Consider the following 25,620-nt stretch of genomic DNA (forward strand, 5'->3'; position numbering starts at 1 on the left):
ACTTGCTTGCGTGCAAGTTAACAACTAGTTTTCGAACATGGCGTCGACAACACAGCTCTTCCCCCGCTCCGCGTCCGAGCTGACGACGGGCTGGCTCACCGAGATCCTCACGTCCTCGGGTGCCATCGCACCGGGGACACACGTCACCGAACTGCGCGCCCAGCGCATCGCCGAGGGCGTCGGCTTCGCCTCGTTCCTGTATCGGGTGCACCTCGGCCTCGACGGTGCGGGGCCGGCCAGCGTGATCGCCAAGTTCCCCACCGACTACCCCGATTACCAACTGCTGGCCTCCTCGATCCGGCTCTACGAGCGAGAGGTGACGTTCTACAACGCGGTAGCCACGTCGGCTCCGGTGCGCACCCCACGCGCGCACGCGGCCGCGTTCGACAACGCCACCGGCGAGTTCGTCATCGTCATGGAAGACGTGGGCGCTCTCGAAAACGCCGACCAGGTGGCCGGATTGAGTTTCGACCGGGCCCGTGCGGTGCTCGCGGAAACGGCCCGCTTCCATGCCTGGGGCTGGGATACGACACCACCGGTCACCGCTCACCCGACCTTCCTCAGTCTCGACGACGCGCGGATGGCCGGGCTCTTCAGCGCCGGCACCGCGGCGGGATGGCAGGTGTTCGCCGAGCACGGACGCGCTACTGCGCCTGCCGATCTGGCGGCGGTGATCGACGACTACGCCGCATCGGCACCGACTCTGTTGGCAGCTCTGGCGACGCCCACCACGCTCATCAACGGGGACCTGCGGGCCGACAACCTGTTCTTCGCCGAGGATGGCTCACACGTCACCGTGGACTTCCAGTTCACCGGTCGCGGATGCGGAATGTGGGATGTCGCCTACCTGGTGGGTCAAGGTATGTCGCCGACCGAACGGGACCGCCGGCAGGCCGAGTTGGTGCGCCATTACCTGACCACCCTTACCGGGCTCGGCATCGACTACCCGTTCGACCGGGCCTGGCGCCAATTCCAGATCGCCACGGTGCTACAGATCGCGTTGCCGCTGGCGGCCATGATGTCCTGGGACAACGTCAACGACCGTGGACGCGAACTCCTCCAGGTCCTGATGGAGCGCAGCATCGCGATCATCGCCGACTGCGGTGCGGTCCACGCGGTCCATGCCACGCTCGGCTGACCTCACCGGTCACCGCACCCCGTTCGTCAGCCGCACGAGCAGTCGGTCGTGCAGTCGCCCCAACGTCTCGTCGAAATTCGTCGTGTCGGGGTTCAGCAACCACGCGTAGGCATACCCGATGGCCGCCGCGGTCAGCTCCGACGCGATCTCGTCGGCATCGCATTCCGGTGCCACCGAACCATCGGACTGTCCGTCGAGCACGGCCTGGCGCAGTCCGGCGCGGGTCCGCGCGAGCCAGCCCTCGATACGCGGCCGAAGGATGTCGTGGTCGTGCAGGGCCTCGAAGTTCAGGGTCAGCGCGGCGCGCAACAACCGTGGGTCCTCCGCCGCGAATTCACGGAGTGCCACCACCGGCGCGAGAACCTTCTGCAGACCGGACGCGCCCGGCTCGGGTGTGACCTCGACGCCCCGCTCGTACGCCTGCAGGACCGTCTCCAACAACGCCTCTTTGGACCCGAACCGCTCCCGCACCATGGCCCGGCTGTAGCCCGCCCGGATACCGATCTCCTGGGCGGTCGCGTTGTTGTAGCCCTTCTCGGCGATGAGTTCGATTGCCGCTTCGGCAAGTCGGCGCGAGGACTCCTCGACGCGTTCCCGCTGCGAACGGCGCTCCGTGCTCATCGCGTCGCCGGGAAGGATCTGCAGAGATACATCCGCGAGATTCTAGCCACCTGCCACCACCGGCAGCCCGAGCCCGCACGGCGTGCACACCGGCACTACATGTCCAGCACCACATCCCCGGACGGATACGCGCAGCACGGCAACAGATTGCCCGCGGCGGGGGGTTCCAGCGGCTCTGGATCGTAGCCGACCTCGCCGGCGAGCAGCCCTGTTTCACAGGTGTGGCAGACCCCGGTGCGACACGACCACCTGGTAGGCACATCGCAGGCCTCGGCGAACTCGAGCAGGCTGCCATAGTGCGCGCTCCACGCCACGGTCAACGAGCTGCGGGCGAAGGACACCGCAGGCCCCGAACCGGTTTCGGCAGGCGGGTGCACACCGGCCGGCACCATCACCCCCGCAAGACCCGGATTGACCGCGGCCGCCGCACCGAAGGTCTCGGTACGCAGCCGGCCGGTGCCGATACCGAGTTTCTCCAGCCCGGTCACCAGATCGTTCATGAATCCGGTTGGGCCGCAACCGTATATGTCACCTTCCAACGGAACACCGATTGCCCGCAGGGTGTCCACCGAAATCCGTCCGGCAAGGTCGTAATCGAGATCCGGGCGATCCGCCGGACCGGGCCGGCTGTAGAAGGTGCGGCTGTGTGCGCAAGGCAGCCGCCCGATCAATGCCCGGATCTCCTCGGCGAAGGCATGTTCGGCGCCGTCGCGCGACCCGTGAATCCACCAGACTTCGCGTGTGGAACGGTGATCGGCTAGCAGGTGCAGCATCGACAGCAGCGGCGTCACCCCGATACCGGCCGACAGCAGCACCACCGGACCCGCACCGTCGTCGAGGGTGAACACACCGCGCGGCGCGGCCACGTACACCGCATCGCCCACGCCGACCCGGGTGTGCAGATACTCCCCGGCCGCGCCACCGGCAAGACGTTTGACGGCCACCCGGAACTCCGATGAGCCCGGCAGGTTGGACAGCGAGTAGCTGCGGATGACCGCCGGCCCGACTTCCGGTGTGAGGCGCACGGTGATGTACTGCCCGGGTCGCCAGCCCGGCAGTGCGCCACCGTCGCGATCGACCAACGTCAGCACGACGATATCGGCGCCCGCACGTTCCATCGTGCGCACCGCGAGCCGACGGAACCCGGTCCAGGCCGGCGGCGCGCCCGCGGCGGCGGTCAGGCCCGGATTTCCGGTCGAACGGGGCTGCTGCTGACGGTCTTGCTCGGCGAGCGCCCGCAATGACTGTTGCCAACCCGGGCTCAGCGCAGGGATCCGCAACGCCCGTGCGAGGAGCTCGGGGGAATGGCCGGGAAGGTAGAGCAGCGCATCGATCTCGGCCACCGACACCTGCTCGGGACCGGCGGCGATCTTGGTGATCACCTCCCCGGGTCGCACCTCGCCCTCTTCGATGACCCGGCAGTAGAAGCCCGGGCGATGATCGGCCACCAGCAGCGCGGCCATGCGTGGCTCACCGAGTCGCAACCCCACGCGATAGCAGGTGACCCGTGGCTGGGTGACCTCCAGCACCACCGCTCCGACACGGAACCTGTCCCCGATGCACACCTCGTCGTCGCCGAGGCCAGAGATCGTGAAGTTCTCGCCGAAATGCCCGGGCCGCAGGTCATCTCGACCAAGGACCGCCGACCAGTGCTCATACGAGCCGAGTTGGTAGACCAGGACCGCACGTTGCTCGCCACCGTGACCGCCCAGGTCACCCTGCCCGTCACCGTCGATGTTGAGCCTGCGCACCAGCACCGGCCCGGACACCGGTGTCTTGTACACCGCCGTTCGCACGACCCGCCCCTGCCACGGCACATCCTGGGGCATACCGACATTGATCGACACCAACCTCGGGTCCCCCGCGGTGTCCGCCATCATGGGCCGCTCAGTCCTGCCGGGCTGCCATCGCGGACACGATCTCGGCGGTGTCCGGGACCGCATGCGCGAGATAGGCGAAATTCACCAGCGCTGCCTGATATCCGTCACCGCGCACCGGATGGCGGGGACCGGCGGTCGCATCGCGGACGACGGCCACCTCGAAACCCTGCTCCAGCAGATCCCGCAGATGTGACTCGACGCAGATGTTGGCGAGCATCCCGCACAGGATCACCCGTTGCACCCGCCGCTTGCGCAACTGCAGGACCAGATCGTTGGTCTGCGGGCCCCACACCTTGTGCGGGCTGACCACGGTGGTCGCCTCGTCCTCGATGAACGGTGCCAGTTCGGCCAGCCAGTCCGCACCCGAGCCGGCCAAGCCGTCCAGGTTCAGCACACCTGTGCGGGCAAAGGTGCCCGAGCTCAACTCGTCATCCTCCAGCGGTCCGTTGAAGGCCCAGCGGTGATCATGCGGATAGAAGTAGTGCGGTGAGACGAACACTCCGAAGCCGTTGTCCCTGGCCGTGCCGAGAATCTGTGCGAGGTGTGCCACCACGCCGTTCTCCGTGACGCTCGCACCGAGCACGGCCCAGTTCTTTCCGGTCGGGCTGAGGACATCGTTCTGCGGGTCGATGACGACCACGGCGGTGTCGTCGGGGCGATAGCGCACCGGTCGAACGCTACGCCCAATTAAGCGGCTGCTCGTCCGATTCGCACTGCTCATCGCCTGCGACCGCCGGCCGCACCGGGGACGCGCGCGGTCGGCCATTCAGCGACGAACAAGATCAGCCATGCGTCGCTGTGTGGTGCCTTATGGGTAGGGTCGTCATTGTTGTCAGTCATTAGGAGATTCGGCGCGACCGGGGCCAGCGCCCCAGGTGGGGGATGTTGAACTTTCATGCCCGCACCACAGCGTCCGCTGGCTTCACCCGGACTCAATGTTGCCTCACCCATAGGGCGAGCGCCGTTGTCCCTGCTCCTGGTAGAGGATGACCGCGGCGACGCGTTGCTCGTCGAGGAGCTCATCGAGGAGGCCGGGGCCGGATTCCAGTTCAGTTGGTCGCAGTCGGTCGCCGAAGCCGAACGCGCCGTCGCCGACCGTCGACCGGACTGCATACTTCTCGACCTGAACCTGCCCGACTCCAACGGCATGGATGCCGTTCACCGGATCGGCAGCCTGGACTCGTCGATCCCGATCATCGTGCTGACCGGGCACTCCGATGAGCACTTCGGCGTGAACGCGATGACCTCGGGTGCGCAGGACTACCTGGTCAAGGACCGTGTGGACCCGGAGATGCTGCGACGCGCGGTGCTCTATGCCATCGAGCGCAAGCGGGCCGAGATCGCGACCGTGGACCTGCATGCCAGCCAGATGCGCGCCATGGAGAACGCCCGGCTGGAGCGTGGCCTGCTCCCCTCACCCGTCCTGCTCGACTCCCCCGGGGTCAACATCGTCACCCGATCACGCCCCAGCCGCCAGGATGCCCTGGTGGGCGGCGATTTCTTCGACGTCGTACAGACCCCGAACCGCACCGTGCACATCATGATCGGCGATGTCGCTGGTCACGGCCCCGACGAAGCCGCCCTCGGGGTGGCGCTGCGCATCGGCTGGCGGGCCCTCACGTTCGCCGGATTGCGCGGAATCGAAAGAATGCGCGAATTGGACCGCATCCTGGTCAGCGAGCGCCCCCACAAGGGCATCTTCGCCACCTTGTCGAGCGTCGCGCTCGAGCCGGATACCGGGGCGTTCACCATCCTGCGCGCCGGCCACCCCGGCATGCTGCTGCAGGGCGGGGGCACCGTGGACTGGATCGAGCCCGTCGCGGGTAAGGCGCTCGGTCTGGGCGCGACGGAATGGCCGGTCAACGAGTACCAGCTGCCCGAGAACCACGGGCTGCTACTGCTCACCGACGGACTCTTCGAAGGACATTCCGGACCCGGGGAGGAGCGCCTCGGCGAACACGGACTGCTCGCCATCGCGCGCTCGCTGGCCACGCTGCCCGATACCCAGTTCGTCGAGGCACTCATCGAACATGCCGAGGCGCGCGCGCAGCAACACGGCGGCCTCACCGACGACATCGCCGTCATCCGAGTGGAGCGATCACGGACATGAAGCTGACTGTGCAGGGTTGGCAGAACCTGGTGCTCGCGGTCATCGGCACCGCGGTGCTGGCGTGCGCGGTGGCCACGACGATCCTGGTGAGCCAGGCCGACAAGGTGTCCAACCGGCTGCGCGACGGTGTCCAGCCGGCCCGCGTCGCCGCCTACCAACTGCAGGCCGCACTGCGCGACCAGGAGACCGCGGTCCGGGGCTACCTGATCACCTCCGACCGCCGCTTCCTCGACCCGTACAACGACGGCCGCGCCGCCGAGGCCACCGCCGTTGCGGAGATCCGCAACACCATCGCCGAGTATCCGGACCTGCTCGACGACCTCGACAACATCGAGGCCGCGGCCCAGGACTGGCGCGTCGAGTACGCCGATCCCCTGTTGGCCAGTGCCGCGCCGACCCGGGCCACCGAGGAAGCCGGGATCGAGGAGGGCAAGGCTCTCTTCGATCGACTGCGCGCGCTGTTCACCCTTCAGAACGACCATCTGAGCGAGGCCAGGGACGCCGGACTGGCCCACCTCGAACAGATCCGGCAATGGCGCGACGCCACCCTGGTGGCCATGATCCTGGCGTTCGTCACCACCGCGGTGCTGCTGGCGGTGGTCATGCGCGCGGCGGTGAACCGGCCGCTGTCGCAGCTGGCCGCGTCGTGCCGGCGGATCACCGAGGGCAACTTCGGTGAACGCATCATCCCGAGCGGGCCAAGGGATATCCGCGCCATGGCCACCGATGTCGAGAACATGCGCCAGCGCATCGTCGACGAGCTGGAGACCTCCCGTGCCGCCCGCAGCGCCCTTGACGAACAGGCCGGCGAATTGCGGCGCTCCAACGCCGAACTGGAGCAGTTCGCCTATGTCGCGTCCCACGACCTTCAGGAACCGCTGCGCAAGGTCGCCTCGTTCTGCCAGCTTCTGGAGAAGCGCTACGGCGACAAACTCGACGAACGTGGAACGGAATACATCGCTTTCGCCGTCGACGGCGCGAAGCGGATGCAGATCCTCATCAACGATCTGCTGACCTTCTCCCGGGTCGGCCGGCTCAACGCGACCATCAGCGAGGTCGCGCTGGATGCCACCGTGGACGCCGCGATGCACAACCTCAGCAGCACCATCGAGGAGTCCGGCGCCACGATCGTCCGCCCGAACGACCCGCTACCCACGATCGACGGTGACCCCACGCTGCTGACCATGGTGTGGCAGAACCTCATCGGCAACGCGGTGAAATTCCATCGCGACGGGGTCGCGCCCAGGGTGCTGATCGAGTGTCACGAGGGCACCGGCGAAAATGCCGAGAATTGGGTGTTCATCGTCTCGGACAACGGTATCGGGATCAGCGCCGAGTTCGTCGAGAAGGTGTTCGTCATCTTCCAGCGTCTGCACGGGCGCGACGCGTATGCGGGCACCGGCATCGGATTGGCGTTGTGCAAGAAGATCGTCGAGCATCACGGCGGCACCATCGGTATCGACACCGACTACACCGACGGCACCCGCTTCGTCTTCACCCTGCCCAAGACTCCGGTCACCGAACCTGATCTGGCGCCCGAGCGGGCGCCAGATGCCCAGCTGGAAGGAACCAACCGATGAAGCTACCCGAGGGCCGCGCGATCGACATCCTGCTCGTGGAAGACGACCCGGGTGATGAGTTGATCACACGGGAAGCGTTCGAGCACAACAAGATCAAGAACAATCTGCATGTCGCCCACGACGGCCAGGAGGGGTTGGACTTCCTCTACCGGCGCGGCGAGTACGCCGATGCGCCGCGACCGGATCTGATCCTGCTCGACCTGAACCTGCCCAAGTACGACGGTCGGCAACTACTGGAGCAGATCAAGAACGACGAGAACCTCTGCCACATCCCGATCGTGGTGCTCACGACGTCCTCTGCCGAGGAGGACATCCTGCGCAGCTACAAGCTGCACGCCAACGCCTATGTCACCAAGCCGGTCGACTTGGACCAATTCATGAGCGCGGTGCGGCAGATCGACGAATTCTTCGTCCAGGTTGTGCGGCTACCGCAGTTCTGAGCTGTGATTGGGTGTGATGTGATCCCACTCCAGCCGCACGCAGGTGCCGGTCGGGGTGGTGTCGATATCGGCGCGGTCGCTGAGCGCGTGGATCAGCGGTAGCCCGCGCCCGCGCGCCGAATCGACCATGCTCTCGTCCTTGGTCCGCCACACACCTTCGTCGGTGACCGTGACCCGCAAACTGCCGTCGCCGGGATCGAATGCGGCGTGCATGTGCATCGGACCGGGCTCCGCAGCGCCGACGTAGGCGAATTCGGCGGCATTGGCCAACGCTTCATAGACAGCGAGCAGCACGTCGCTCGACTTCTCCGGATCCAGCTGAAAATGATTCCGCAGCCACTCCGCGAACTCCTCCCGGACCTGGGCGGCAAGTTGCGGATCGGCGAGAACGCCGACCCTGGCGAAGCTAGCGGAGGCGCCTTGCTCTGTCATGTCGGACTGCTGGCTACCCGTTCGCCGATTTTTCTAACTCTGCAACGCTGCCAACGCCTCATCCAGCGTGGCGTAGAGGTCGACGATATCGGCGATGCCCACCAATTTCAGCGGTCGGCTGGTCGCAGGCCCGTCGGCCACCACGCTCAATTTCACCCGAGGAGAGAGGTCACCGTGGGCGGCGACCAGGACTCCCATCCCGGCCGACGCCAGAAACTCCACGGCGGTGAAATCGACGACGACCGCCGACGGCGAGCTCTGTGCCGCCGCCGCGATGGCCGCTTCCAGCTTCGGAGCCGTCAACATGTCGACCGTTCCGCTCACAGCAACCACGCTGATATCGCCGACACGACGTTCCTCGACCTCGCCGACAGCCGCTGCACGGCTGGGAGTGGGGTCTTGCTGGCTACTCATCGATACCTCCGAACATCTTTACCCACCCGAAGGTGGCAACGGCCAGAGTCTATCCGCACAACACGCGCACACGACGAACCCGGTATCCGCGGTCAGCTGCAGGTACCGGCCATCGCGCGCAGCCGCCGCGACCGTCGTCGTCGTTCATACAGGTCAGCGCCGGTGTAGTCCGGCGCAGGTTGGGGTACAGGTTCCTCATGCGGACCCCGGCTGCCCTCCTCGCGGCCGTGCTGCTCGTGGCCTGCATGGCGTGTTCGCCGGGCCGCGGAGTGGACCTGGGGCAGGGCTCGGGGAACCTGATCGCCGCCATCGCCGGCGAGCCCGACCAGCTCGACCCACACAAGACCAGCGCCTACTTCTCCTTCGAGGTGCTGGAGAACGTGTTCGACACGCTGGTCGAACCCGATGCCGACCTCAACATGGCACCGGCGTTGGCCGCGTCGTGGGACACCGCACCCGACCAGCTCAGCTGGACGTTTCACCTACGGCCCGGGGTCACCTTCCACGACGGCAGCCCACTGACCGCCGATGATGTCGTCTACTCCTACCGGCGCATCATCGACGAGAAGCTGTCCACCGTCGACAAGTTCAGTGCCGTCACCGCCGTCGACGCGATCGACCCCAGCACCGTCCGGATCAGCCTCTCCCGGCCCACCCCGAACCTGCTGACCAACCTCGGCGGATTCAAGGGAATGGCGATCGTCTCGCGCCGCAACGTCGAGGACGGCTCGATCGCGACCCACCCGATAGGCACCGGCCCGTTTGCCTTCGCCGGGCGCCAGAGCGGTGACTCGATCACCCTGACGGCCAATCCGAACTTCTGGGGCGGAGCCCCGAAACTGCCCGGTGTCACCTTCCGGTTCATCAGCGAGACCTCCACGGCGCTGGCGGCGCTGCAGGCCGGCGAGGTCGACTGGACCGACGCGGTGCCCCCGCAACGCGTGCCTCAGCTGGAGGGTGACGATTCCCTGCGGCTGGCCCGCACCCCCAGCAATGACTACTGGTACTTCGCCCTCAACGCCGCCCGCCCGCCGTGGAACGACGTCCGGGTCCGCCAAGCCGTCGCCTACGCGGTGGACCGGCCCTCGATAGTGCAGGCCACGAGCTATGGCACCGCGGAGGCGAACCAGCTGGCGATCCCGCAGGGCAACCCGTGGTTCACCCCATATGACCGCTACAGCCGCGATATCGACCGGGCCAGGGCACTGCTCGCCGAGGCCGGAGCCGCCCCACAGCGCATGGACATGTTGGTCACCAGCGAGTATCCGCAGACGGTGACCGCGGCACAGGTGGTCGCCGACAATCTCGAACCGCTCGGCATCGCGGTCGACATCCGTACCGTGGACTTCGCGACCTGGCTCGACGAGCAGAACAACGGCAATTTCGACATGCTGATGATGGGTTGGCTTGGCAATATCGACCCCGACGACTTCTACTACGCCCAGCACCACACCGACGGCGCCAACAACGCCCAGAAGTTCTCCGATCCGCGTGTCGACGCCGCACTGGATGCCGGTCGCTCCGAGACCGATCCGCAGGCACGCAAACGCGATTACGCCACAGCGGCCACCCTGATCGCCGATGGGGTCAGCTACATCTTCCTGTACAACCCCGCCGTACTGCAGGCGTGGACACCGAACCTGCACGGGTATGAAGCGCGCCGGGACAAGGCCATCCGGTTCCGGGACGCGTCGCTGGGCGGTGAACCGTGACGGTCGTGAAATTCCTGGCCCGCCGGCTGGCCTACTCGGCCGTGGTCCTGGTCGGGGTGGTGATCGTGGTGTTCACCCTGGTGCACCTGGTTCCCGGCGACCCGGTCCGCATCGCGCTGGGCACCCGCTATACCCCGCAGGCCTACGACGCGCTGCGCGCGGCAAGCGGATTGGACCAGCCCTTGCTCACGCAGTTCTTCCAGTATCTGGGCCGCGCGGCGACCGGCGACCTCGGCGTCAGCTTTCGCAACGGCGCCCCGGTGACCGAGGTCCTGCTGGAACGCCTGCCGGCCACCGTCTCACTGGCCCTGGTCGGCATCGTGCTGGCGCTGCTGATCGCGTTGCCCGCGGGCACCTGGGCGGCCCTGCACGAGGGCCGGGCCAGTGACGCCCTGGTGCGGGTCACCAGCCAATTCGGCGTTTCGGTACCGGACTTCTGGCTGGGCATCCTGCTGATATCGCTGTTCTCCACGACGCTGGGCTGGTTGCCGACGTCGGGATACCGGCCGCTGCTGGAGGATCCCGCCGGTTGGTTACGCCACATCATCCTGCCCGGCCTGACGGTGGGAGTGGTGGCGGCGGCGATCATGACCCGCTATATCCGTTCTGCGGTCCTGGAAGTCGCGGCCATGGGCTATGTGCGCACCGCCCGCTCGAAGGGGCTTCCGCCGCGCACGGTGACGCTGCGGCACACGGTGCGCAATGCGCTGGTGCCGATCCTGACCATCACCGGAATCCAGTTGGGCACCATCCTCGGTGGCGTCATCGTGGTCGAAGTGGTGTTCGCCTGGCCCGGTATCGGCAGGCTGGTCTACACCTCGGTGGCCGCCCGCGACTACCCGGTGATCCAGGGCGCTGTCCTGTTGATCGCCGTGTCGTTCCTGGCGATCAATCTGCTGGTGGACCTGTTGTACGCCATCGTCGACCCGAGGATCCGGCTGTCATGAACCGAGTGAACGCCTGGCGGCTGTTGGCCGGTAACCCGGTGACGCTGCTCAGCGCCGCGGTATTGGCGGCGGTCGTGGTGATCAGCATTGCCGCCCAATGGATCGCGCCGTACGGCGTCAACGATATCGACGTGCCGCAGGCACTCCAGCCGCCGAGCGGCGCACATTGGTTCGGCACCGACGAGCTGGGCCGCGATGTGCTGTCACGGGTGATGGTGGCCGTCCAGGCCTCGATGAAGGTCGCGGTGGTCAGCGTCGCCTTCGCTGCCGTCATCGGGGTGACGGTAGGGGTGATCGCCGGATACCTCGCCGGACGCGAGGGCGGCTGGTTGGACACCGTGCTGATGCGCATCGTCGACGTGATGTTCGCCTTCCCGGTGCTGCTGCTGGCATTGGCCATCGTCGCGGTGCTCGGCCCCGGGATCGGCACCACCATGCTGGCCATCGGGGTCGTCTACACCCCGATCTTCGCGCGGGTCGCGCGCGCCAGCACACTGTCGGTGCGGGTGGAACCCTATGTGTCCGTGTCGTACACGATGGGCACCGGCTCGGGTTACATCGTGACCCGGCACATCCTGCCGAACATCAGCGGACCGCTGATCGTGCAGACCTCACTATCGCTGGCGTTCGCGATCCTGGCCGAGGCCGCGCTGTCCTTTCTCGGGTTGGGTATCCAGCCCCCGCAGCCTTCACTGGGTCGGATGATCTTCGACGCACAGGGTTTCGTGACGTTGGCCTGGTGGATGGCGGTGTTCCCCGGCCTGGCGATCTTCCTGATCGTGCTGGCGCTCAACCTTCTCGGCGACGGGCTGCGCGACGTGCTGGACCCCAAGCAGCGCACCATGATCGAAGCCCGGCGGGCCAGATGAGCATTCTGCGGATCAGTGACCTGTCGGTGCGGATCGGGCGCCGGGAGATCGTGCGCGGCGTGTCGTTGGCGGTGGAACCCGAACAGACCGTCGGCATCGTCGGCGAGTCCGGGTCGGGCAAGTCGATGACGGTGCTGGCGGCCACCGGCCTGCTGGACGCGCCGGGTGCGGTGGTGCACGGATCGAGTGTCCTTGCCGGAGAACAGGAACTCGTCGGTGCCTCGGCCCGGACGCTGCGCGCGGTGCACGGCGGTCGGATCGGTTTCGTCTTCCAGGACCCGGGCACGTCGCTGAACCCGTTGCTGACCGTCGAACGCCAGATCACCGAATCGCTGGAGACACACCGCAGGATGACGCGCCGGGCCGCCCGGCAGCGCGCGCTGGAACTACTCGACGCCGTGGGACTTCCGGACCCGGACAGACGTCTTGAGTCCTATCCGCACCAGCTCTCCGGCGGTCAGCGGCAGCGGGTGATGGTCGCGATCGCGCTGTCCTGCGATCCGGGGCTGCTGATCGCCGACGAGCCGACCACCGCCCTCGATGTCACCACCCAGGCCCAGATCATCGACCTGGTCGCCGAACTACAGCGCGACTTCGGCACCGCGGTCATCTGGATCAGCCACGATCTGGGCGTCATCGGGGAGGTGGCCGATACCGTGACCGTGCTGCGCGACGGGAGCGTCGTCGAGCAGGGAACGACCGACCAGATCTTCGACGCCCCCGGCCAGGAGTACACCCGCGAACTCCTGGCGGCCCGCCCGCTGCTCGACGGCACCGGCCCGCCCGCGCCCCCGGCCGACACCGAGGTGCTCCTCGAGGTGCGCGGCCTTGAGGTGCGCTACGGCGGCGTGCACGCGGTGGACGACGTGTCGTTCCAGATCCGGCGGGGCACCACGCTGGGACTGGTCGGCGAATCGGGATCGGGTAAGTCGACGGTGGCGGCCGCGCTGACCGGATTGGTGAAACCCGATGGTGGCAGCGCGGTGCTCGACGGCGCCGATGTGCTGGACCGCAGGGCCGACCGACGACGCATCGCCATGGTGTTCCAGGATCCGTTCGCCTCGCTGAATCCCCGGATGGCGGTGGGTGTGTCGATCGCCGAGCCGCTGGTGGTGCATCGACTGGTCGGCGATCGCGCGCAGCGCCGGGCCCGGGTTGCCGAACTGCTGGAGATGGTGGGGCTGGACCCGGATTTCGCCGGGCGCTATCCGCACGAGTTGTCCGGCGGTCAGCGGCAGCGCATCAGTATCGCGCGCGCACTGGCGGCGGAGCCGGACCTGCTGATCCTCGACGAGGCGACCGCCGCGCTGGATGTGTCGGTGCAGGCGACGGTGCTCGAGCTGCTGGCCCGTCTGCAACGCGAGCTGGAGCTGACCTATTTGTTCATCGGGCACGATCTCGCGGTGATCGAGCGGATGAGCCACGACGTGCTGGTGCTGCAATCCGGTCGAACCGTCGAATATCGCAGCGCGGAGCAGCTTTTCAGCGCACCCGAGCAGGACTACACCCGAGCTCTGTTGGCGGCAGTTCCCCCGGCGCGGCCGACGCGCTCCTGACCTCGCGGAAATGGCCGAGCTCGGAGGCCAGCAGGGCGATCAGGATGGAGCCGGCCGCGGCGGCCAGCAGGACCGCGAATCCGTAGGGCAACGCCGCCGCACCGATGAGCGGAGCGATGGAGATACCGATGTACATCGCCGTCGAGTACCAGGCCAGCGCCACCCCGGCGTACCGGGCGTCGATGACGGCGAGCCGGTACTGGATGGCCACCGATGCCGCGGTCCCGGCCAGACCCGAGCAGGCGAAGACTGCCGCGGTGGCGACCACGGAGTGATGTGCCGGTATCAGGCTGAGGAAGGCCGCACACTGGACGGTGAGCACCGCTTGCAGGGTGCGGCGGCTGCCGATGCGGTCGGTCAGCCTGCCGCCCAGGACGTTGCCCGCGATGCCCGCCATGCCGTACACCAGCAACAGCACGGCGGTCTTCGAACTGTCGCCGCCCGTCGCATCGTGGGTGATGACCGCGCTGAAGATGTAGACCATGTTGAACGCCAGCATCATCAACAACGACGCGGCGGTTGCGAAGACGATGTGCCGGTTGCGCATCACGGCCACCCGGTCGCGCAGGCGCACCCCGTCGCCGATGGGCACGTCACGCACCACGAGCAGCAGCACCGGGGCCAGCACGGCGGCCAGGCCGGCCAGCAGGGCCAGCGGTAGCCGCCATCCGCCGATATCGGCCAGCGCGGTCCCGATCGGTGATCCGATCGCCATGGCCAGGGTGAACCCCATGCCGACGAAGGCGATGGCGCGACCACGCACCGCCGCGGGGACCAGCACGGGTGCGGCCGCGATGGCCGTCGGCACCAGGGCGGCACCACCGAACGCGGCAACCACCCGGCCGGCGGTGAACACCGCGAAGGTGTCGGCCGCGGCGGCCAAGAACGTGCCGATGGCGATCAGGACGAGTCCGGCCGCCATCACGCGCTGCTGGGGCATGCGGCCACAGGCGACCGAGACGACCGGTGAGGCGACCGCGACGACGGCGGCGTAGACGGAGATGGCATACCCAACGGTGCCGGGCCCGACGCCGAGTCCCTCACCGATCTTGGGCAGCAGACCCGCGATGACGAAGGCATTGGTGCCGACGATGAACAGGGCCAGCGCGAGCAGCGTCAATCGCACGGTGTTCACCCTGCCCAGACGCGCCGTCACGGTACCTCAGCGTACCGGGCTTTGGGCTACACCGTTTACCGCCGACACTTCAGGCCGGGCACAGCACTCACCCTCAGGCCGCCTCCAGCGCCAGCAGGGTCGCCTTGACCTCCGCACCGCCGGCGTACTGGCCGATGGACCCGTCGGTGCGGACCACCCGGTGACACGGGATGACCAGGGGTAGCGGGTTGTGCCCGCAGGCGCTGCCCACCGCCCGCACCGCCTTCGGATTCCCGACGGCGGCGGCGACGTCGGCATAGCTCTCACGGAGGCCGTAGCCGATACGCCGCAGGTGTTCGACCACCTGCCGTCGGAACCCGGCGGTGAGTCGCAGGTCCAACGGCAGATCGAAGGCGGTCCGGTCCCCTGCCAGATACTGCTCGATCTGAGCGGCGGCATCGTCGAGGCGGGCCGGGGCACGCAGCACCCGCGGGCTGACCTTCGCGGCGAGCCTGCTCAGCTCGGCTTCCTCGGGATCGTGGGCGAGGAACGCGACCCGCACCAGTCCGGCCGGTGTCGCCGCGAGCAGCAAGGGTCCGACGGCCGTATCGACGGTGCGGTAGGCCACGTCGAGCGTGCCTGCGCGTTCGGCATCGCGGGCCAACCGGTCGTGCAACCGGCGCAGCGCGCTGTCGTCGGCGGTCAGCCGATCGAAGATCTCGGTCATGAGGACTCCCTCGGATAGGTGGTGCGCAGGGTCTTGATGCCGTCGGCCGCGGCGCGCCGGGCGGCCTCGGCCGAACCGCCCACCAGTTCGGCGATCTCGCCGTAGGGCAGGCCGGCCAGGTAGCGGTAGGCCAGGGTGCGGCGTTGTTTGTCGGGAAGTACCGCCAGCGCGGCCCACAGATCGGGGTCGAAACCGTCGACGCGAGCCGTCTCGGGGATCTCGGCTACCGGCGCGGGGGCCCGGGTCTGCGAACGGCCGATGTCGATGGCCCGCCGGTGCGCGATCGTCACCAGCCAGGCCTGCACATTGGCGTCGGGATCGAGATCCGGATAGCCGCGCATGGCCGATAGGAATGTCTCCGACCAGGCGTCCTCGGCGTCGATGGGACCCAGGACCGCCCGGCACACCCGCAGCACCATCGGGCCGTACTCGGTCACGATGCTCTCGAAGGGTCGCACGCTCACATTGTGTAGACGTCGGCGGCGGGCGAAACGTGAGATCACCCCAAGTCACTCTCTTAGTTGTAGTAGCGTCGGTCGACATGACCGCCAACGTGTGGATCCTCGGGGGTTACCAGAGCGACTTCGCCCGCAATGTGCAGCGCGAAGGCGGCGATCTGGGCACGCTCACCGCCGAGGTGGTCCGCGAGACCCTCGCCGCGGCACACACCCGGGCGGCCGATATCGGCGTGATCCATATGGCCAATGCCTTCGGCGAGCTGTTCGCCCACCAGGGCCACCTCGGCGCGATGCCCGCCAGCGTCGAGCCCGATCTCTGGGGCACCCCCGCCGCCCGGCACGAGGCGGCCTGCGCATCGGGCAGCGCGGCGGTGCTGGCCGCCATCGCCGATCTCCGATCGGGCGCCTACCCCAGCGCCCTGGTGCTCGGGGTGGAGCTGGAGAAGACGGTCCCCGGCGATATCGCCGCCCGCCACCTCGGCGCGGCCGCCTGGACCGGACACGAGGGCCGCGACGCGACCTTCATGTGGCCGTCGATGTTCTCGCGGGTGGCCGACGAATACGACCGCCGATACGGCATCGACGACGTCCACCTCGATGCCATCTCCACGCTGAACTACGCCAACGCCCGGTCCAACCCGAACGCCCAGACCCGGTCCTGGCGCATCGACCCGGAGTCCAACCCCGTCGTCGAGGGACGGATCCGGCGGCTGGACTGCAGCCAGATGACCGACGGCGGCGCGGGCCTGGTGCTGGTGTCCGACGAGTACCTGCGTGACCATCCCGACGCGCACCCGATCGCAGTGATCGCGGGATGGGGGCACCGCACCGTCGGACTGGGGTTGGCACAGAAGCTGGACCGCTCCGACGAGTACCTCTTTCCGCATGTGCGCCTGGCGGTGCAGGACGCCTTCGCCCGCGCCGAGGTCGATCTCGACACGCTCGACGGGTTCGAGGTGCACGACTGCTTCACTCCCAGTGAGTATCTCGCGATCGACCATATCGGCCTGACCGGGCCCGGCGAATCGTGGAAGGCCATCGAGAACGGTGAGATCGCGCTCGGCGGACGGTTGCCCATCAACCCCAGTGGCGGCCTGATCGGCGGTGGGCATCCGGTCGGGGCGACCGGTATCCGGATGATCCTCGATGCCGCCCGCCAGGTCTCCGGAACCGCCGGGGAGTATCAGGTCGACGGCGCCCGGAGCTTCGGCACCCTGAATTTCGGTGGGAGCACCGCCACCACCATCAGCTTCGTGATCGGCTCTGCCGAGGAGGTTTCGTGAACACGGATGTGGTCGCCAAGTATCTGTCGACATTGCCCGAGGATGACGATCATCCCTACCGCACCGGGCCCTGGCGGCCGCAGACCTGCGAATGGGACGCCGACGACCTGATCGCCGTGGAGGGCGAGATTCCCACCGACCTGGACGGGGTGTACCTGCGCAACACCGAGAACCCACTGCACCCGGCGTTCAAGGCCTATCACCCCTTCGACGGTGACGGGATGCTGCACATCGTCGGCTTCGGCGACGGTAAGGCGTTCTACCGCAACAGGTTCGTCAAGACCGACGGATTCCTGGCCGAGTACGAAGCCGGTGGGCCATTGTGGCCAGGGATCGCCGAACCCGTCGAACTGGCCCAGCGCGACCACGGCTGGGGTGCGCGCACCCTGATGAAGGATGCGTCGAGCACCGATGTCACCGTGCACCGCGGGGTGGCGTTGACGAGCTTCTACCAGTGCGGCGATCTGTACCGTATCGACCCGCGCACCGGCGACACCCTCGGCAAGCAGGCTTGGGTACCCGCCGGGCTCGGGGTGTCGGCACATCCCAAGGTCGACGATGCCACCGGCGAACTGCTGTTCTTCAACTACGGCAAGGATACGCCGTACATGCACTACGGGGTGGTCGACGAGACCGACACCCTGGTGCACTACGTCGGGGTGGAACTGCCGGGACCACGACTGCCGCACGATATGGCGTTCACCGAGAACTACGTGATACTGAACGACTTTCCGCTGTTCTGGGACGCCGAGTTCCTCAAGCACAACGCCCATCTGCCCCGGCTGCACCGCGATCTGCCGTCGCGCTTCGCGGTGATCCCGCGCCGCGGATCGGAGGTGAAATGGTTCGAGGCCGACACCACCTATGTCCTGCACTTCACCAACGCCTACGAGGACGGCGACGAGATCGTGCTGGACGGCTTCTTCCAGGGTGATCCCGAGCCGGTCACGGGTATCGACAACGGGATGAATCCGAAGTGGCAGCGCATCTTCCGTGGATTGTCCCTCGACGGTATGCAGACCCGCCTGCACCGCTGGCGGTTCAACCTCGTCACCGGTGCCACCCGCGAGGAGCAACTGTCCGACAGTCTGACCGAGTTCGGGATGATCAACTCCGGTTACGCCGGTCGCCCGTATCGCTACGCCTATGCCGCCACCGGTAAGCCGGGCTGGTTCCTCTTCGATGGACTGGTGCGCCACGATCTGCAGACCGGTGCCGAGGAGCGCTTCTCCTTCGGCGAGGGGGTGTACGGCAGCGAGACCGCCATGGCACCGCGGGTGGGTAGCCGCGGTGAGGACGACGGCTACCTGGTCACCATCACCACCGATATGGCCGCCGACGCGTCGTATTGCCTGGTGTTCGACGCCGCCCGGGTTTCCGACGGCCCGGTGTGCAAGCTGCAGCTTCCCGAACGGGTCTCCAGCGGAACGCATTCCACCTGGGCACCCGGGCCCGAACTGCGGCGGTTCCGGCCAGAAGGATCTGCGTCGGCCCGGTGACCCCGACGCGACTGGCCGCCGGTGATGTCAATGCCGTCGGCCGCATGCTCGGCGTGCTCGCCGACGAGTGGACGCTGTTGATCGTGCAGCAGTCGCTACTTGGGGCCACCCGGTACGCCGAATTCGCCGCGCGCCTGCCCATCTCACATTCGGTGCTGAGCCGACGCCTGGCGGCGATGGCCACCGATGATCTGCTCAAACGTGTTCGTTACCAGGACAACCCGCCTCGTTTCGAGTACACCGCCACCGAACGTGCGCAGAGCCTCTGGCCGGTGCTGACCAGCATTTGGCACTGGGAACGAAGCTGGGTGCCCGAGCATCCCGAGCCGTTGCCCGCGATTCGGCACACGGTGTGCGGTGCGGCCTGCTCTCCGGCGCTGACGTGCCGCACCTGCGGCGAGCGCGTCTCGACCGGCGACCTCACCGCGCACTGGGGACCCAGCGGATCATGGGCACGCTCGATACCCGAGGTCGCCACCCGGCGCCGGTCCCATCGCGATCGCGCCAACGGAGCATCGGACCTGTTCCCGCACACGATGAGCATCCTCGGCAACCGGTGGGCGTTCGCCATCATGGTGGCCGCCTTCGTCGGGACCACCCGATTCTCCGAGTTCGCCGGGCAGCTCGGCGCTCCCCCGGGTTCGCTGGCCGACCGGCTGCAGATCCTGGTGAGCAATGATGTGCTCGACGGTGGCTACCGGCTGACACCGAAAGGCGACGCCGTCCTGCCCATCATCGTCACCGCGCTCGACTGGGCGCAGCGGTGGTTCGTCGCCGCCGAGGGACCGGCGGTGGCCGTGACCCATATCGGCTGTGGCGCAGCCTTTGTCGCCACGCTGACATGTGACCGATGCAACGTCGCCCTGCGCGGAAATGACATCGAAAGAGGGTTGGCACTCGACGCACTCGAGTGCTAAATTCGGTGGTGCACAGTGATTGGCTGCCCGCCAGGGTGGTGGGCTCTTGATCGACGAGGAGGTGGATTGCTGTGCTCCGTTTCGATCCGTTCAGTGATTTTGACTCCATGACCCGCAACCTGCTGACCGGTCAGACCGGCTCTGCGCGCACGCCGAGGTTCATGCCGATGGACCTGTGCAAGATCGACGATCACTACGTCCTCACCGCGGATCTGCCCGGTATCGATCCCGGATCGGTGGATATCAGCGTGGACAACGGCACGCTCACGATCTCCGCCCACCGCACGGCCCGCTCCGAGGACTCGGTGCAATGGTTCGCCAACGAGCGCTTCTTCGGCAGCTACCGCAGGCAGCTCTCGCTCGGCGAAGGCATTGACACCGCGGCCATTTCGGCGACCTATGAGAACGGGGTACTCACCCTGACCATCCCACTGGCCGAACGCGCGAAGCCGCGCCGGATCGAGATCGCACACAACACCCAGAAATCCGTCGAGGCACCGACCGTCGACGCCGGTTAGTTCGCGGCGGTGCGGTCCAATCGGTGGTTCAGATTGGACCGCACCGCCGGCCACTCGATATCCAGGATCGAGTACACCACGGTGTCCCGGCGCGATCCGTCGGGCAGAAGCTGGTGGCTGCGCAGCACCCCGTCGAGCTTGGCGCCCAGGCGTTCGATTGCCGCGCGGCTGTCGGCATTCAGGAAATGCGTACGGAATTCCACTGCCACACAACCGAGCTCGTCGAAAGCGTGGGACAGCAGCAGCAACTTGGCCTCGGTGTTCACCCCGGTGCGACGCGCGGCGGCCGTGTACCAGGTGGCACCGATCTCCAGCCTGCGATTGGGTTCGTCGATGTTGAGGTAGCTCGTCGACCCCACCACCGTGCCGTCCAGCCGGCGCACCACGAACGTGCTGCCCCGCGCATCGGCCAGTCTGGTCTGCACCCACTCCCTGGTCGTCTGCGGTGAAGGCGCAGAGGTGAACCACAGGTCACCGGCATCGGCGACGGCCGCGATCTCCTCGGCGTGTTCGGAGCCCAGCGGCTCCACGACCACCCAGCGCCGCCCGCTCAGCACCACCGGCGCCCGGAAACTCATGCGCCGGCCCGTCTCCAGGCCACCACCATGGTCGCCACCGAGAGCAGCACCGCCACCACGGTGACACCGGCCGCCAGGTACATGCCGTAACCGACCGCCACCGGATCGTGGACGTAGAGGCGGACGTACCAGGCGATCAGCGCACCGATGATCATCGAAACCGACAGCGCCGCAGCGGAAGCCCACCGCGCCGACAGTTCCCGGGCCGCCATCGCCGCCGCGACCATCAGCAGTGCCGAGAGCAGCACGATCAACTGCCCCACCCCGAAACCGGGCGGCGGCACGTCGATGCTGCCGAGCTTGCCGCCGATCGCGTTGGCCCGCCCCGTAGCTGTGGTCAACCACGGCAGCCAGGCACTCACCGCGAGTACCAGCGCGCAGAACGCGACCAGCCAGCCGGGACGCAATCGAGCCATGCACCACAGATTATCGGGTGGGTCTGCGTAGGCTGAACTGCCATGACGGAACTGCCCGACTGGGCCCGCGAGCTCGATCTCTCCCCGCACCCCGAGGGTGGGTGGTTCCGCGAAACCTGGCGCAGTGACCTCACCATTCCGCAGTCGGCGCTGCCGCAGGACTACTCCGGGCCCCGCCAGGCCGGTACCGCGATCCTGTTCCTCCTGATGCCCGGCCAGCAATCCGCGTGGCACACCGTGCGCAGCGCCGAACTGTGGCTGTACCACCGCGGCAGCCCGTTGGTGCTGGAGGTGGGCCGCGAGCAGCAGAACGCCGACAGCGTGGTGCTGGGGCCCGATATCGCCGCCGGCGAGCAGCCGCAGTTCGTGGTGCCACCCGGATACTGGCAACGAGCAACCCCTCGCGACCAGGCGCCGACCCTGGTCAGCTGCGTGGTGGTCCCCGGTTTCGACTTCGCCGATTTCGCGCTCAGCGCGGGGGCACCGACGACAGATTGAACCCGGCCCCGGTCGGGTCGGCGACCGCGGCCAGCCGGCCATACGGGGTGTTCTCCGCAGCGCGGACGACCGTACCGCCGTGATCGACGATCAGCTCGATCGTCTTGTCGACATCATCGGCACCGAGGAAGAAACACCAGTTCGACGGTTCATCGGCAGTCATGAACGCTGCGCCGTCCATCACGCCGAGACGCTGCTCACCGTCGAAGATCACCGTGCTGTAGCGGAATTCGTCACCGTCGGCCTCCACCTGGGTCTGCCACCCGAACACCGTGCGGTAGAAGTCCACGGTCGCCGCGAAGTCCCGCGTCGTCACCTGATGCCATACCGGGGCGCCCGCGACACCGGTCGCCTCGAAGCCCAGGTGGCCGGCGGGCTGCCAGAGCCCGACCATCCCGCCGGTCACATCGGAGATGACCGCCATGCGGCCCTTGGCCGGGATATCCAGCGCTCCGCCGCAGCTGAAGCCACCGGCACCGATCACCGCCTGCAGCGTCGCGTCGACATCGGCGGTGTGCAGATAGGTGGTCCAGCCATCGGGCATATCCCACTGCGGGTCGTTGGGCATCAGCCCAGCAACCTGGACACCGTCGACGAACGCGCTGACGTAGCCACCGTATTCAGGTCCGGCGGACTCGAACGTCCAGCCGAACACCGCACCGTAGAAGCGTTGCGCGCCGTCGATATCGGATGTCGACAGGTCTATCCAGCAGGGGGCACCGAGAGGGTGTGAAGTGGTCATGCCGATACCGACCCGGCCCGGCGCCCAAACTCATCGCCGACCGCAGAACTCCGCCGAGAGTGACGCTCTGGTCGCCCGCGGACTCGCCGCGGCAACCAATGCGTCACTCTCGCCGACCGTTAGGAGTAGACCTTCTTGAACTGCTCCAGCGACTGCTTGATATCGCTCTTGAGCGCACCGGCCACGATCATGCCGATCGGCCCGAACAGCGCGGGCCCACCCAGATGGATGTCCAGCTGCACCGAGGCGCCGTCGGCGACGGGCTTCACCCGCGCGATGAGCTTGATCTTGACCCCGCCGACACCATCGCCGTTGAGCGTCATCGATTCCGGCGGCTTGTAGTTCACGATGCCCCAGTCGACCCGGTTGTTCATCCCCTTGACCTCGACGATGGACGAGATCTTGGTGCCCTTGTCCAGTGTCTCGGGCAGCTTCGAGCGCCATACCCGGTGGATCGTCAGCCACTCGTCGAATCGGGAAAGGTCCGATGCCGCTTCCCAGGCCTGCTCCGGAGACAGCGGAACGTCGATGGAGACGGAGAGCTTCGCCATCTACGGCGCCGCCGGGGGCGGTGGCGAACCGGCCGGCGGCTGACCCGACTGCTGATTGGGCGGCACCTGTGGCGGTTGCTCGGCACCGGTCTGTTCGCGGGCGGCCTTCTTCGCGGCCTCCTGCACCTTGTCGACATGCTGGGCGTATTTGCCCTGGGTCTTCTTGTCGACCAGGTCACCGGCCTTCTCGATCACGGTGTCGACCTTGTCGGTGTTCTTCGCCACCAGGCCTTTGATCTTGTCCAAGAAACTCATGCCCCAACCCTAGCGCCACAACTTCCGTGGTTCACCGGACAATTTGCCCTCCACCCACCAGGCGATCTCGACCAGCATCGCCCCGACGGCGCCGATCAGCAGGCCCATCGAGGTCAGCTGGAGGTTCGACGGGTCGAGCAGGAAGGTCCGCTGGGCCACCGGCAGCGCGAAGATCACCACATAGGCCAACCCCGACGTCGCCACCAGCGCCACCCGCCACCACTCGTACGGGCGCGCCACGACGGCCAACACCCATACCGAGGCCACCAGCAGGGTGATCAGGGCGGTCGTCGACGCTTGGGTCTGCTGCTCGGCCGTGGCACCACGGCCTTCGTAGGCGAGCAGGTACGACACGAACGTGCTGGCCCCGACGATGACGCCGGCCGGCAGCGCCGAGGTCATCACCCGGCGCACGAAACCCGGTTTGGCGCGCTCATGATTGGGCGCCAGCGACAGGATGAAGGCCGGGATCCCGATGGTGAACCAGGCGGCGATGGTGACGTGGATCGGCTGGAACGGATACAGCAGTGGATCGGTGCCGAACAGTGCGGAGGTCAGACCGCCGATACCGACCAGTGCGGCCAGCAGCACCGAGTACACGGTCTTGGTGAGGAACAGATTGGAAACCCGCTCGATGTTGCCGATCACCCGGCGTCCCTCGGCCACCACATAGGGCAGGGTGGCGAACTTGTTGTCCAGCAACACGATCTGGGCCACCGCACGCGAGGCCGAGCTGCCCGAACCCATCGCCACACCGATATCGGCGTCCTTGAGTGCCAGCACGTCGTTGACGCCGTCACCGGTCATCGCGACGGTGTGCCCGCGGGACTGCAACGCGTGCACCATGGCCCGCTTCTGGTCGGGGCGTACCCGCCCGAAGGTGGTGTACTGATCCAGCGCGTCGGCCATCTCCTCGGTCTGCTCGGGCAATCGCCGCGCGTCCAGGGTCTCACCGTGCAGGCCAAGCGTGCCGGCGACGGCGCCGACCGACTTGGCGTTGTCCCCGGAGATCACCTTCACCGTGACCCGCTGCGAGGCAAAGTATTCGAGGGTGTCCTTGGCGTCCGGACGCACCCGCTGCTCCAGGATCACCAGCGCGACGGGGGTGACGGTGCCCGGTGCCTCCGGGGCGTCGACCGCGGTATCGCAAGACCCGAGCAGCAGCACCCGCAGCCCCTGCGAACCGATGCGCTCGGCCTCGGCGGCTTCCGGGGATTCCGGGTCGAGCAGGACATCGGGGGCGCCGATCACCCAGTTGCCGTGCTCCCCATAGGAGCTACCGCTCCATTTGGTGGCGGATTTGAAGGGGGCGGTGGCGGTGGCGGTCCAGCCGGGCGGATCAGCGTAGGCCTCGGCGATGGCCGCCATGCTGGCGTTGGGCCTGGTGTCGTCGGCGGCCAGCTGGGCCAGCACCGCCGCCGCCTCCGATTCGCCGAAAGACTCCAGATCGCTGACCCGCATCCCGTTCTCGGTCAGGGTGCCGGTCTTGTCCGCACACACCACGTCCACACGGGCCAGTCCTTCGATGGCGGGCAGTTCCTGCACCAGGCACTGACGCTGGCCCAGCCGCACCACGCCCACGGCGAACGCGATCGAGGTCATCAACACCAGGCCCTCGGGCACCATCGGCACCAGTGCCCCGACCATCCGCAGCACGGACTCCTGCCATCCCGCGTCGGTGGTGAACAGCTGGGTGTAGATGATCAACGCACCGGCGGGCACCAGCAGGTAGGTGATGAACTGCAGAATCTTGTTGATACCACTGCGCAGTTCGGATTTCACCAGGGTGAACTTGCTGGCCTCCTCGGCCAATTGCGCGGCATAGGCCTCGCGGCCCACCTTGGTGGCGCGGTAGGCACCGGTTCCCGCGACGACGAAGCTGCCCGACATCACCTTGTCACCGCGATCCTTGGGCATCGGATCGGCCTCACCGGTCAGCAGCGACTCGTCGACCTCAAGGTTGTTCTCCTCCAACACCTCTCCATCGACGGTGATCTGGTCCCCTGGACCGACCTCGATGATGTCATCGAGAACGACCTCGCTCGGGGCCACGGCCCGGGTGCCGGACTGCCTGCGCACCACCGGTTTGGCCTGCCCGACGATGGCCAGCTTGTCCAGGGTCTGCTTGGCCCGCAGCTCCTGGATGATGCCGATCGCGCTGTTGGCCACGATGAGCAGTCCGAACAGCCCGTTGATCAGTGACCCGGTGGCCACCACGATGGCGAACAGCACGCCGAGGATGGCGTTGATGCGGGTGAACACGTTGGCGCGCACGATCTCCGAGACGCTGCGCGCGGCCCGGGTCGGGACATCGTTGGTCTTCCCCTCGGCGAACCGCTGGGCAACCTCGGCGTCGGACAGGCCGGTGATCATCGCTGTCACC

27 protein-coding genes are annotated in these 25,620 nt (G+C 67.3%); 13 read left to right on the forward strand and 14 right to left on the reverse strand.

Annotation, left to right across the window (positions count from 1 at the left end; all coding sequences use genetic code 11):
- The first annotated feature begins 37 nt into the window (after nt 1-37).
- On the forward strand, nt 38-1,138 hold the full coding sequence (locus FBY28_RS08800) for a phosphotransferase (RefSeq protein ID WP_141865975.1): 1,101 nt from the start codon (nt 38-40) through the stop codon (nt 1,136-1,138).
- 9 nt (nt 1,139-1,147) lie between these two features.
- On the opposite strand, the gene FBY28_RS08805 is transcribed toward FBY28_RS08800, so the two are convergent.
- The 3 genes from FBY28_RS08805 to FBY28_RS08815 form a co-directional block, all read right to left on the reverse strand.
- Nucleotides 1,148-1,759 carry a TetR/AcrR family transcriptional regulator gene (locus FBY28_RS08805; RefSeq protein ID WP_141865977.1) on the reverse strand — a complete coding sequence of 204 codons (612 nt, stop codon included), beginning with the start codon at nt 1,757-1,759 and terminating at the stop codon, nt 1,148-1,150.
- A gap of 95 nt (nt 1,760-1,854) precedes the next feature.
- Nucleotides 1,855-3,639 carry an MOSC and FAD-binding oxidoreductase domain-containing protein gene (locus FBY28_RS08810; RefSeq protein ID WP_141865979.1) on the reverse strand — a complete coding sequence of 595 codons (1,785 nt, stop codon included), beginning with the start codon at nt 3,637-3,639 and terminating at the stop codon, nt 1,855-1,857.
- Between the two features lie 7 nt (nt 3,640-3,646).
- Nucleotides 3,647-4,306 (reverse strand): cysteine hydrolase family protein, encoded by a 660-nt coding sequence (locus FBY28_RS08815; RefSeq protein WP_141865981.1) that lies wholly within the window; start codon nt 4,304-4,306, stop codon nt 3,647-3,649.
- A gap of 297 nt (nt 4,307-4,603) precedes the next feature.
- Here FBY28_RS08815 and FBY28_RS08820 point away from each other — a divergent pair, with 297 nt between their 5' ends.
- Genes FBY28_RS08820 through FBY28_RS08830 form a run of 3 tightly spaced genes read left to right on the forward strand, consistent with a single transcriptional unit; the run spans nt 4,604 to nt 7,769 of the window.
- A complete protein-coding gene (locus FBY28_RS08820) occupies nt 4,604-5,749 on the forward strand; it encodes a PP2C family protein-serine/threonine phosphatase (protein WP_216847583.1) in 1,146 nt (381 codons plus the stop codon).
- Nucleotides 5,746-7,329 (forward strand): sensor histidine kinase, encoded by a 1,584-nt coding sequence (locus FBY28_RS08825; protein ID WP_141865985.1) that lies wholly within the window; start codon nt 5,746-5,748, stop codon nt 7,327-7,329. Before FBY28_RS08820 ends, FBY28_RS08825 begins: the two co-directional genes overlap by 4 nt.
- Nucleotides 7,326-7,769 (forward strand): response regulator, encoded by a 444-nt coding sequence (locus tag FBY28_RS08830; RefSeq protein ID WP_141865987.1) that lies wholly within the window; start codon nt 7,326-7,328, stop codon nt 7,767-7,769. Before FBY28_RS08825 ends, FBY28_RS08830 begins: the two co-directional genes overlap by 4 nt.
- Here the strand turns inward: FBY28_RS08830 and FBY28_RS08835 are convergent.
- Complete coding sequence (locus FBY28_RS08835; protein ID WP_141865989.1) at nt 7,755-8,201, reverse strand: ATP-binding protein; 447 nt, start codon at nt 8,199-8,201, stop codon at nt 7,755-7,757. The two genes, FBY28_RS08830 and FBY28_RS08835, sit on opposite strands and share 15 nt — an antisense overlap.
- Nucleotides 8,202-8,234: 33 nt before the next feature.
- Nucleotides 8,235-8,615 (reverse strand): STAS domain-containing protein, encoded by a 381-nt coding sequence (locus tag FBY28_RS08840; protein ID WP_141865991.1) that lies wholly within the window; start codon nt 8,613-8,615, stop codon nt 8,235-8,237.
- Nucleotides 8,616-8,812: 197 nt separating this feature from the next.
- On the opposite strand from FBY28_RS08840, the gene FBY28_RS08845 reads away from it, so the two are divergent.
- From FBY28_RS08845 to FBY28_RS08860, 4 genes are read left to right on the forward strand one after another with little or no spacing between them, the layout of a single operon-like run.
- On the forward strand, nt 8,813-10,327 hold the full coding sequence (locus tag FBY28_RS08845) for an ABC transporter substrate-binding protein (RefSeq protein WP_141865993.1): 1,515 nt from the start codon (nt 8,813-8,815) through the stop codon (nt 10,325-10,327).
- Nucleotides 10,324-11,274: an ABC transporter permease gene (locus tag FBY28_RS08850; protein ID WP_141865995.1), complete on the forward strand. Its 951-nt coding sequence runs from the start codon at nt 10,324-10,326 to the stop codon at nt 11,272-11,274. Before FBY28_RS08845 ends, FBY28_RS08850 begins: the two co-directional genes overlap by 4 nt.
- Nucleotides 11,271-12,143 (forward strand): ABC transporter permease, encoded by an 873-nt coding sequence (locus tag FBY28_RS08855; protein ID WP_141865997.1) that lies wholly within the window; start codon nt 11,271-11,273, stop codon nt 12,141-12,143. Before FBY28_RS08850 ends, FBY28_RS08855 begins: the two co-directional genes overlap by 4 nt.
- Complete coding sequence (locus FBY28_RS08860; protein WP_141865999.1) at nt 12,140-13,699, forward strand: ABC transporter ATP-binding protein; 1,560 nt, start codon at nt 12,140-12,142, stop codon at nt 13,697-13,699. The genes FBY28_RS08855 and FBY28_RS08860 overlap by 4 nt, the downstream gene beginning before the upstream one ends.
- On the opposite strand, the gene FBY28_RS08865 is transcribed toward FBY28_RS08860, so the two are convergent.
- The 3 genes from FBY28_RS08865 to FBY28_RS08875 all read right to left on the reverse strand — a co-directional run bounded on the left by FBY28_RS08865 (nt 13,626) and on the right by FBY28_RS08875 (nt 15,980).
- Entirely contained in the window at nt 13,626-14,855 is a 1,230-nt protein-coding gene (locus FBY28_RS08865) for an MFS transporter (protein WP_141866001.1), read from the reverse strand. The genes FBY28_RS08860 and FBY28_RS08865 overlap by 74 nt on opposite strands.
- Nucleotides 14,856-14,928: 73 nt before the next feature.
- Complete coding sequence (locus tag FBY28_RS08870; RefSeq protein ID WP_141866003.1) at nt 14,929-15,522, reverse strand: methylated-DNA--[protein]-cysteine S-methyltransferase; 594 nt, start codon at nt 15,520-15,522, stop codon at nt 14,929-14,931.
- The gene (locus FBY28_RS08875) at nt 15,519-15,980 is read right to left on the reverse strand and encodes an RNA polymerase sigma factor (protein WP_216847584.1); all 462 of its coding nucleotides are present in this window, start codon (nt 15,978-15,980) and stop codon (nt 15,519-15,521) included. Before FBY28_RS08875 ends, FBY28_RS08870 begins: the two co-directional genes overlap by 4 nt.
- An 83-nt stretch (nt 15,981-16,063) precedes the next feature.
- Between FBY28_RS08875 and FBY28_RS08880 the strand changes: the two genes are divergently transcribed.
- From FBY28_RS08880 to FBY28_RS08895, 4 genes are all read left to right on the forward strand, one after another.
- A complete protein-coding gene (locus tag FBY28_RS08880; protein WP_141866007.1) occupies nt 16,064-17,263 on the forward strand; it encodes an acetyl-CoA acetyltransferase in 1,200 nt (399 codons plus the stop codon).
- A complete protein-coding gene (locus tag FBY28_RS08885) occupies nt 17,260-18,762 on the forward strand; it encodes a carotenoid oxygenase family protein (protein ID WP_141866009.1) in 1,503 nt (500 codons plus the stop codon). The genes FBY28_RS08880 and FBY28_RS08885 overlap by 4 nt, the downstream gene beginning before the upstream one ends.
- The gene (locus tag FBY28_RS08890) at nt 18,759-19,679 is read left to right on the forward strand and encodes a winged helix-turn-helix transcriptional regulator (protein ID WP_141866011.1); all 921 of its coding nucleotides are present in this window, start codon (nt 18,759-18,761) and stop codon (nt 19,677-19,679) included. Before FBY28_RS08885 ends, FBY28_RS08890 begins: the two co-directional genes overlap by 4 nt.
- A 107-nt stretch (nt 19,680-19,786) precedes the next feature.
- Nucleotides 19,787-20,197, forward strand: coding sequence for an Hsp20/alpha crystallin family protein (locus tag FBY28_RS08895; RefSeq protein ID WP_216847585.1), 411 nt, complete (start codon nt 19,787-19,789; stop codon nt 20,195-20,197).
- Here the strand turns inward: FBY28_RS08895 and FBY28_RS08900 are convergent.
- Nucleotides 20,194-20,775 carry a GNAT family N-acetyltransferase gene (locus FBY28_RS08900; RefSeq protein WP_141866015.1) on the reverse strand — a complete coding sequence of 194 codons (582 nt, stop codon included), beginning with the start codon at nt 20,773-20,775 and terminating at the stop codon, nt 20,194-20,196. The genes FBY28_RS08895 and FBY28_RS08900 overlap by 4 nt on opposite strands.
- Nucleotides 20,772-21,191: a hypothetical protein gene (locus FBY28_RS08905; protein WP_141866017.1), complete on the reverse strand. Its 420-nt coding sequence runs from the start codon at nt 21,189-21,191 to the stop codon at nt 20,772-20,774. Before FBY28_RS08905 ends, FBY28_RS08900 begins: the two co-directional genes overlap by 4 nt.
- Nucleotides 21,192-21,233: 42 nt before the next feature.
- On the opposite strand from FBY28_RS08905, the gene FBY28_RS08910 reads away from it, so the two are divergent.
- Nucleotides 21,234-21,689 carry a cupin domain-containing protein gene (locus tag FBY28_RS08910; protein ID WP_141866019.1) on the forward strand — a complete coding sequence of 152 codons (456 nt, stop codon included), beginning with the start codon at nt 21,234-21,236 and terminating at the stop codon, nt 21,687-21,689.
- On the opposite strand, the gene FBY28_RS08915 is transcribed toward FBY28_RS08910, so the two are convergent.
- From FBY28_RS08915 to FBY28_RS08930, 4 genes are all read right to left on the reverse strand, one after another.
- Nucleotides 21,661-22,431, reverse strand: a complete 771-nt coding sequence (locus tag FBY28_RS08915; RefSeq protein ID WP_216847586.1) for a VOC family protein — start codon at nt 22,429-22,431, stop codon at nt 21,661-21,663. The genes FBY28_RS08910 and FBY28_RS08915 overlap by 29 nt on opposite strands.
- Before the next feature lie 119 nt (nt 22,432-22,550).
- On the reverse strand, nt 22,551-22,982 hold the full coding sequence (locus FBY28_RS08920) for a type II toxin-antitoxin system Rv0910 family toxin (protein ID WP_141866023.1): 432 nt from the start codon (nt 22,980-22,982) through the stop codon (nt 22,551-22,553).
- On the reverse strand, nt 22,983-23,237 hold the full coding sequence (locus FBY28_RS08925; protein WP_019510313.1) for an antitoxin: 255 nt from the start codon (nt 23,235-23,237) through the stop codon (nt 22,983-22,985).
- A gap of 9 nt (nt 23,238-23,246) precedes the next feature.
- Nucleotides 23,247-25,610, reverse strand: coding sequence for a cation-translocating P-type ATPase (locus FBY28_RS08930; protein WP_141870127.1), 2,364 nt, complete (start codon nt 25,608-25,610; stop codon nt 23,247-23,249).
- Nucleotides 25,611-25,620 lie beyond the last annotated feature (10 nt).

Origin of the sequence: Arthrobacter sp. SLBN-53 (assembly GCF_006715585.1) — a bacterium.
GTDB classification, from domain to species: Bacteria; Actinomycetota; Actinomycetes; order Mycobacteriales; family Mycobacteriaceae; genus Mycobacterium; species Mycobacterium neoaurum_A.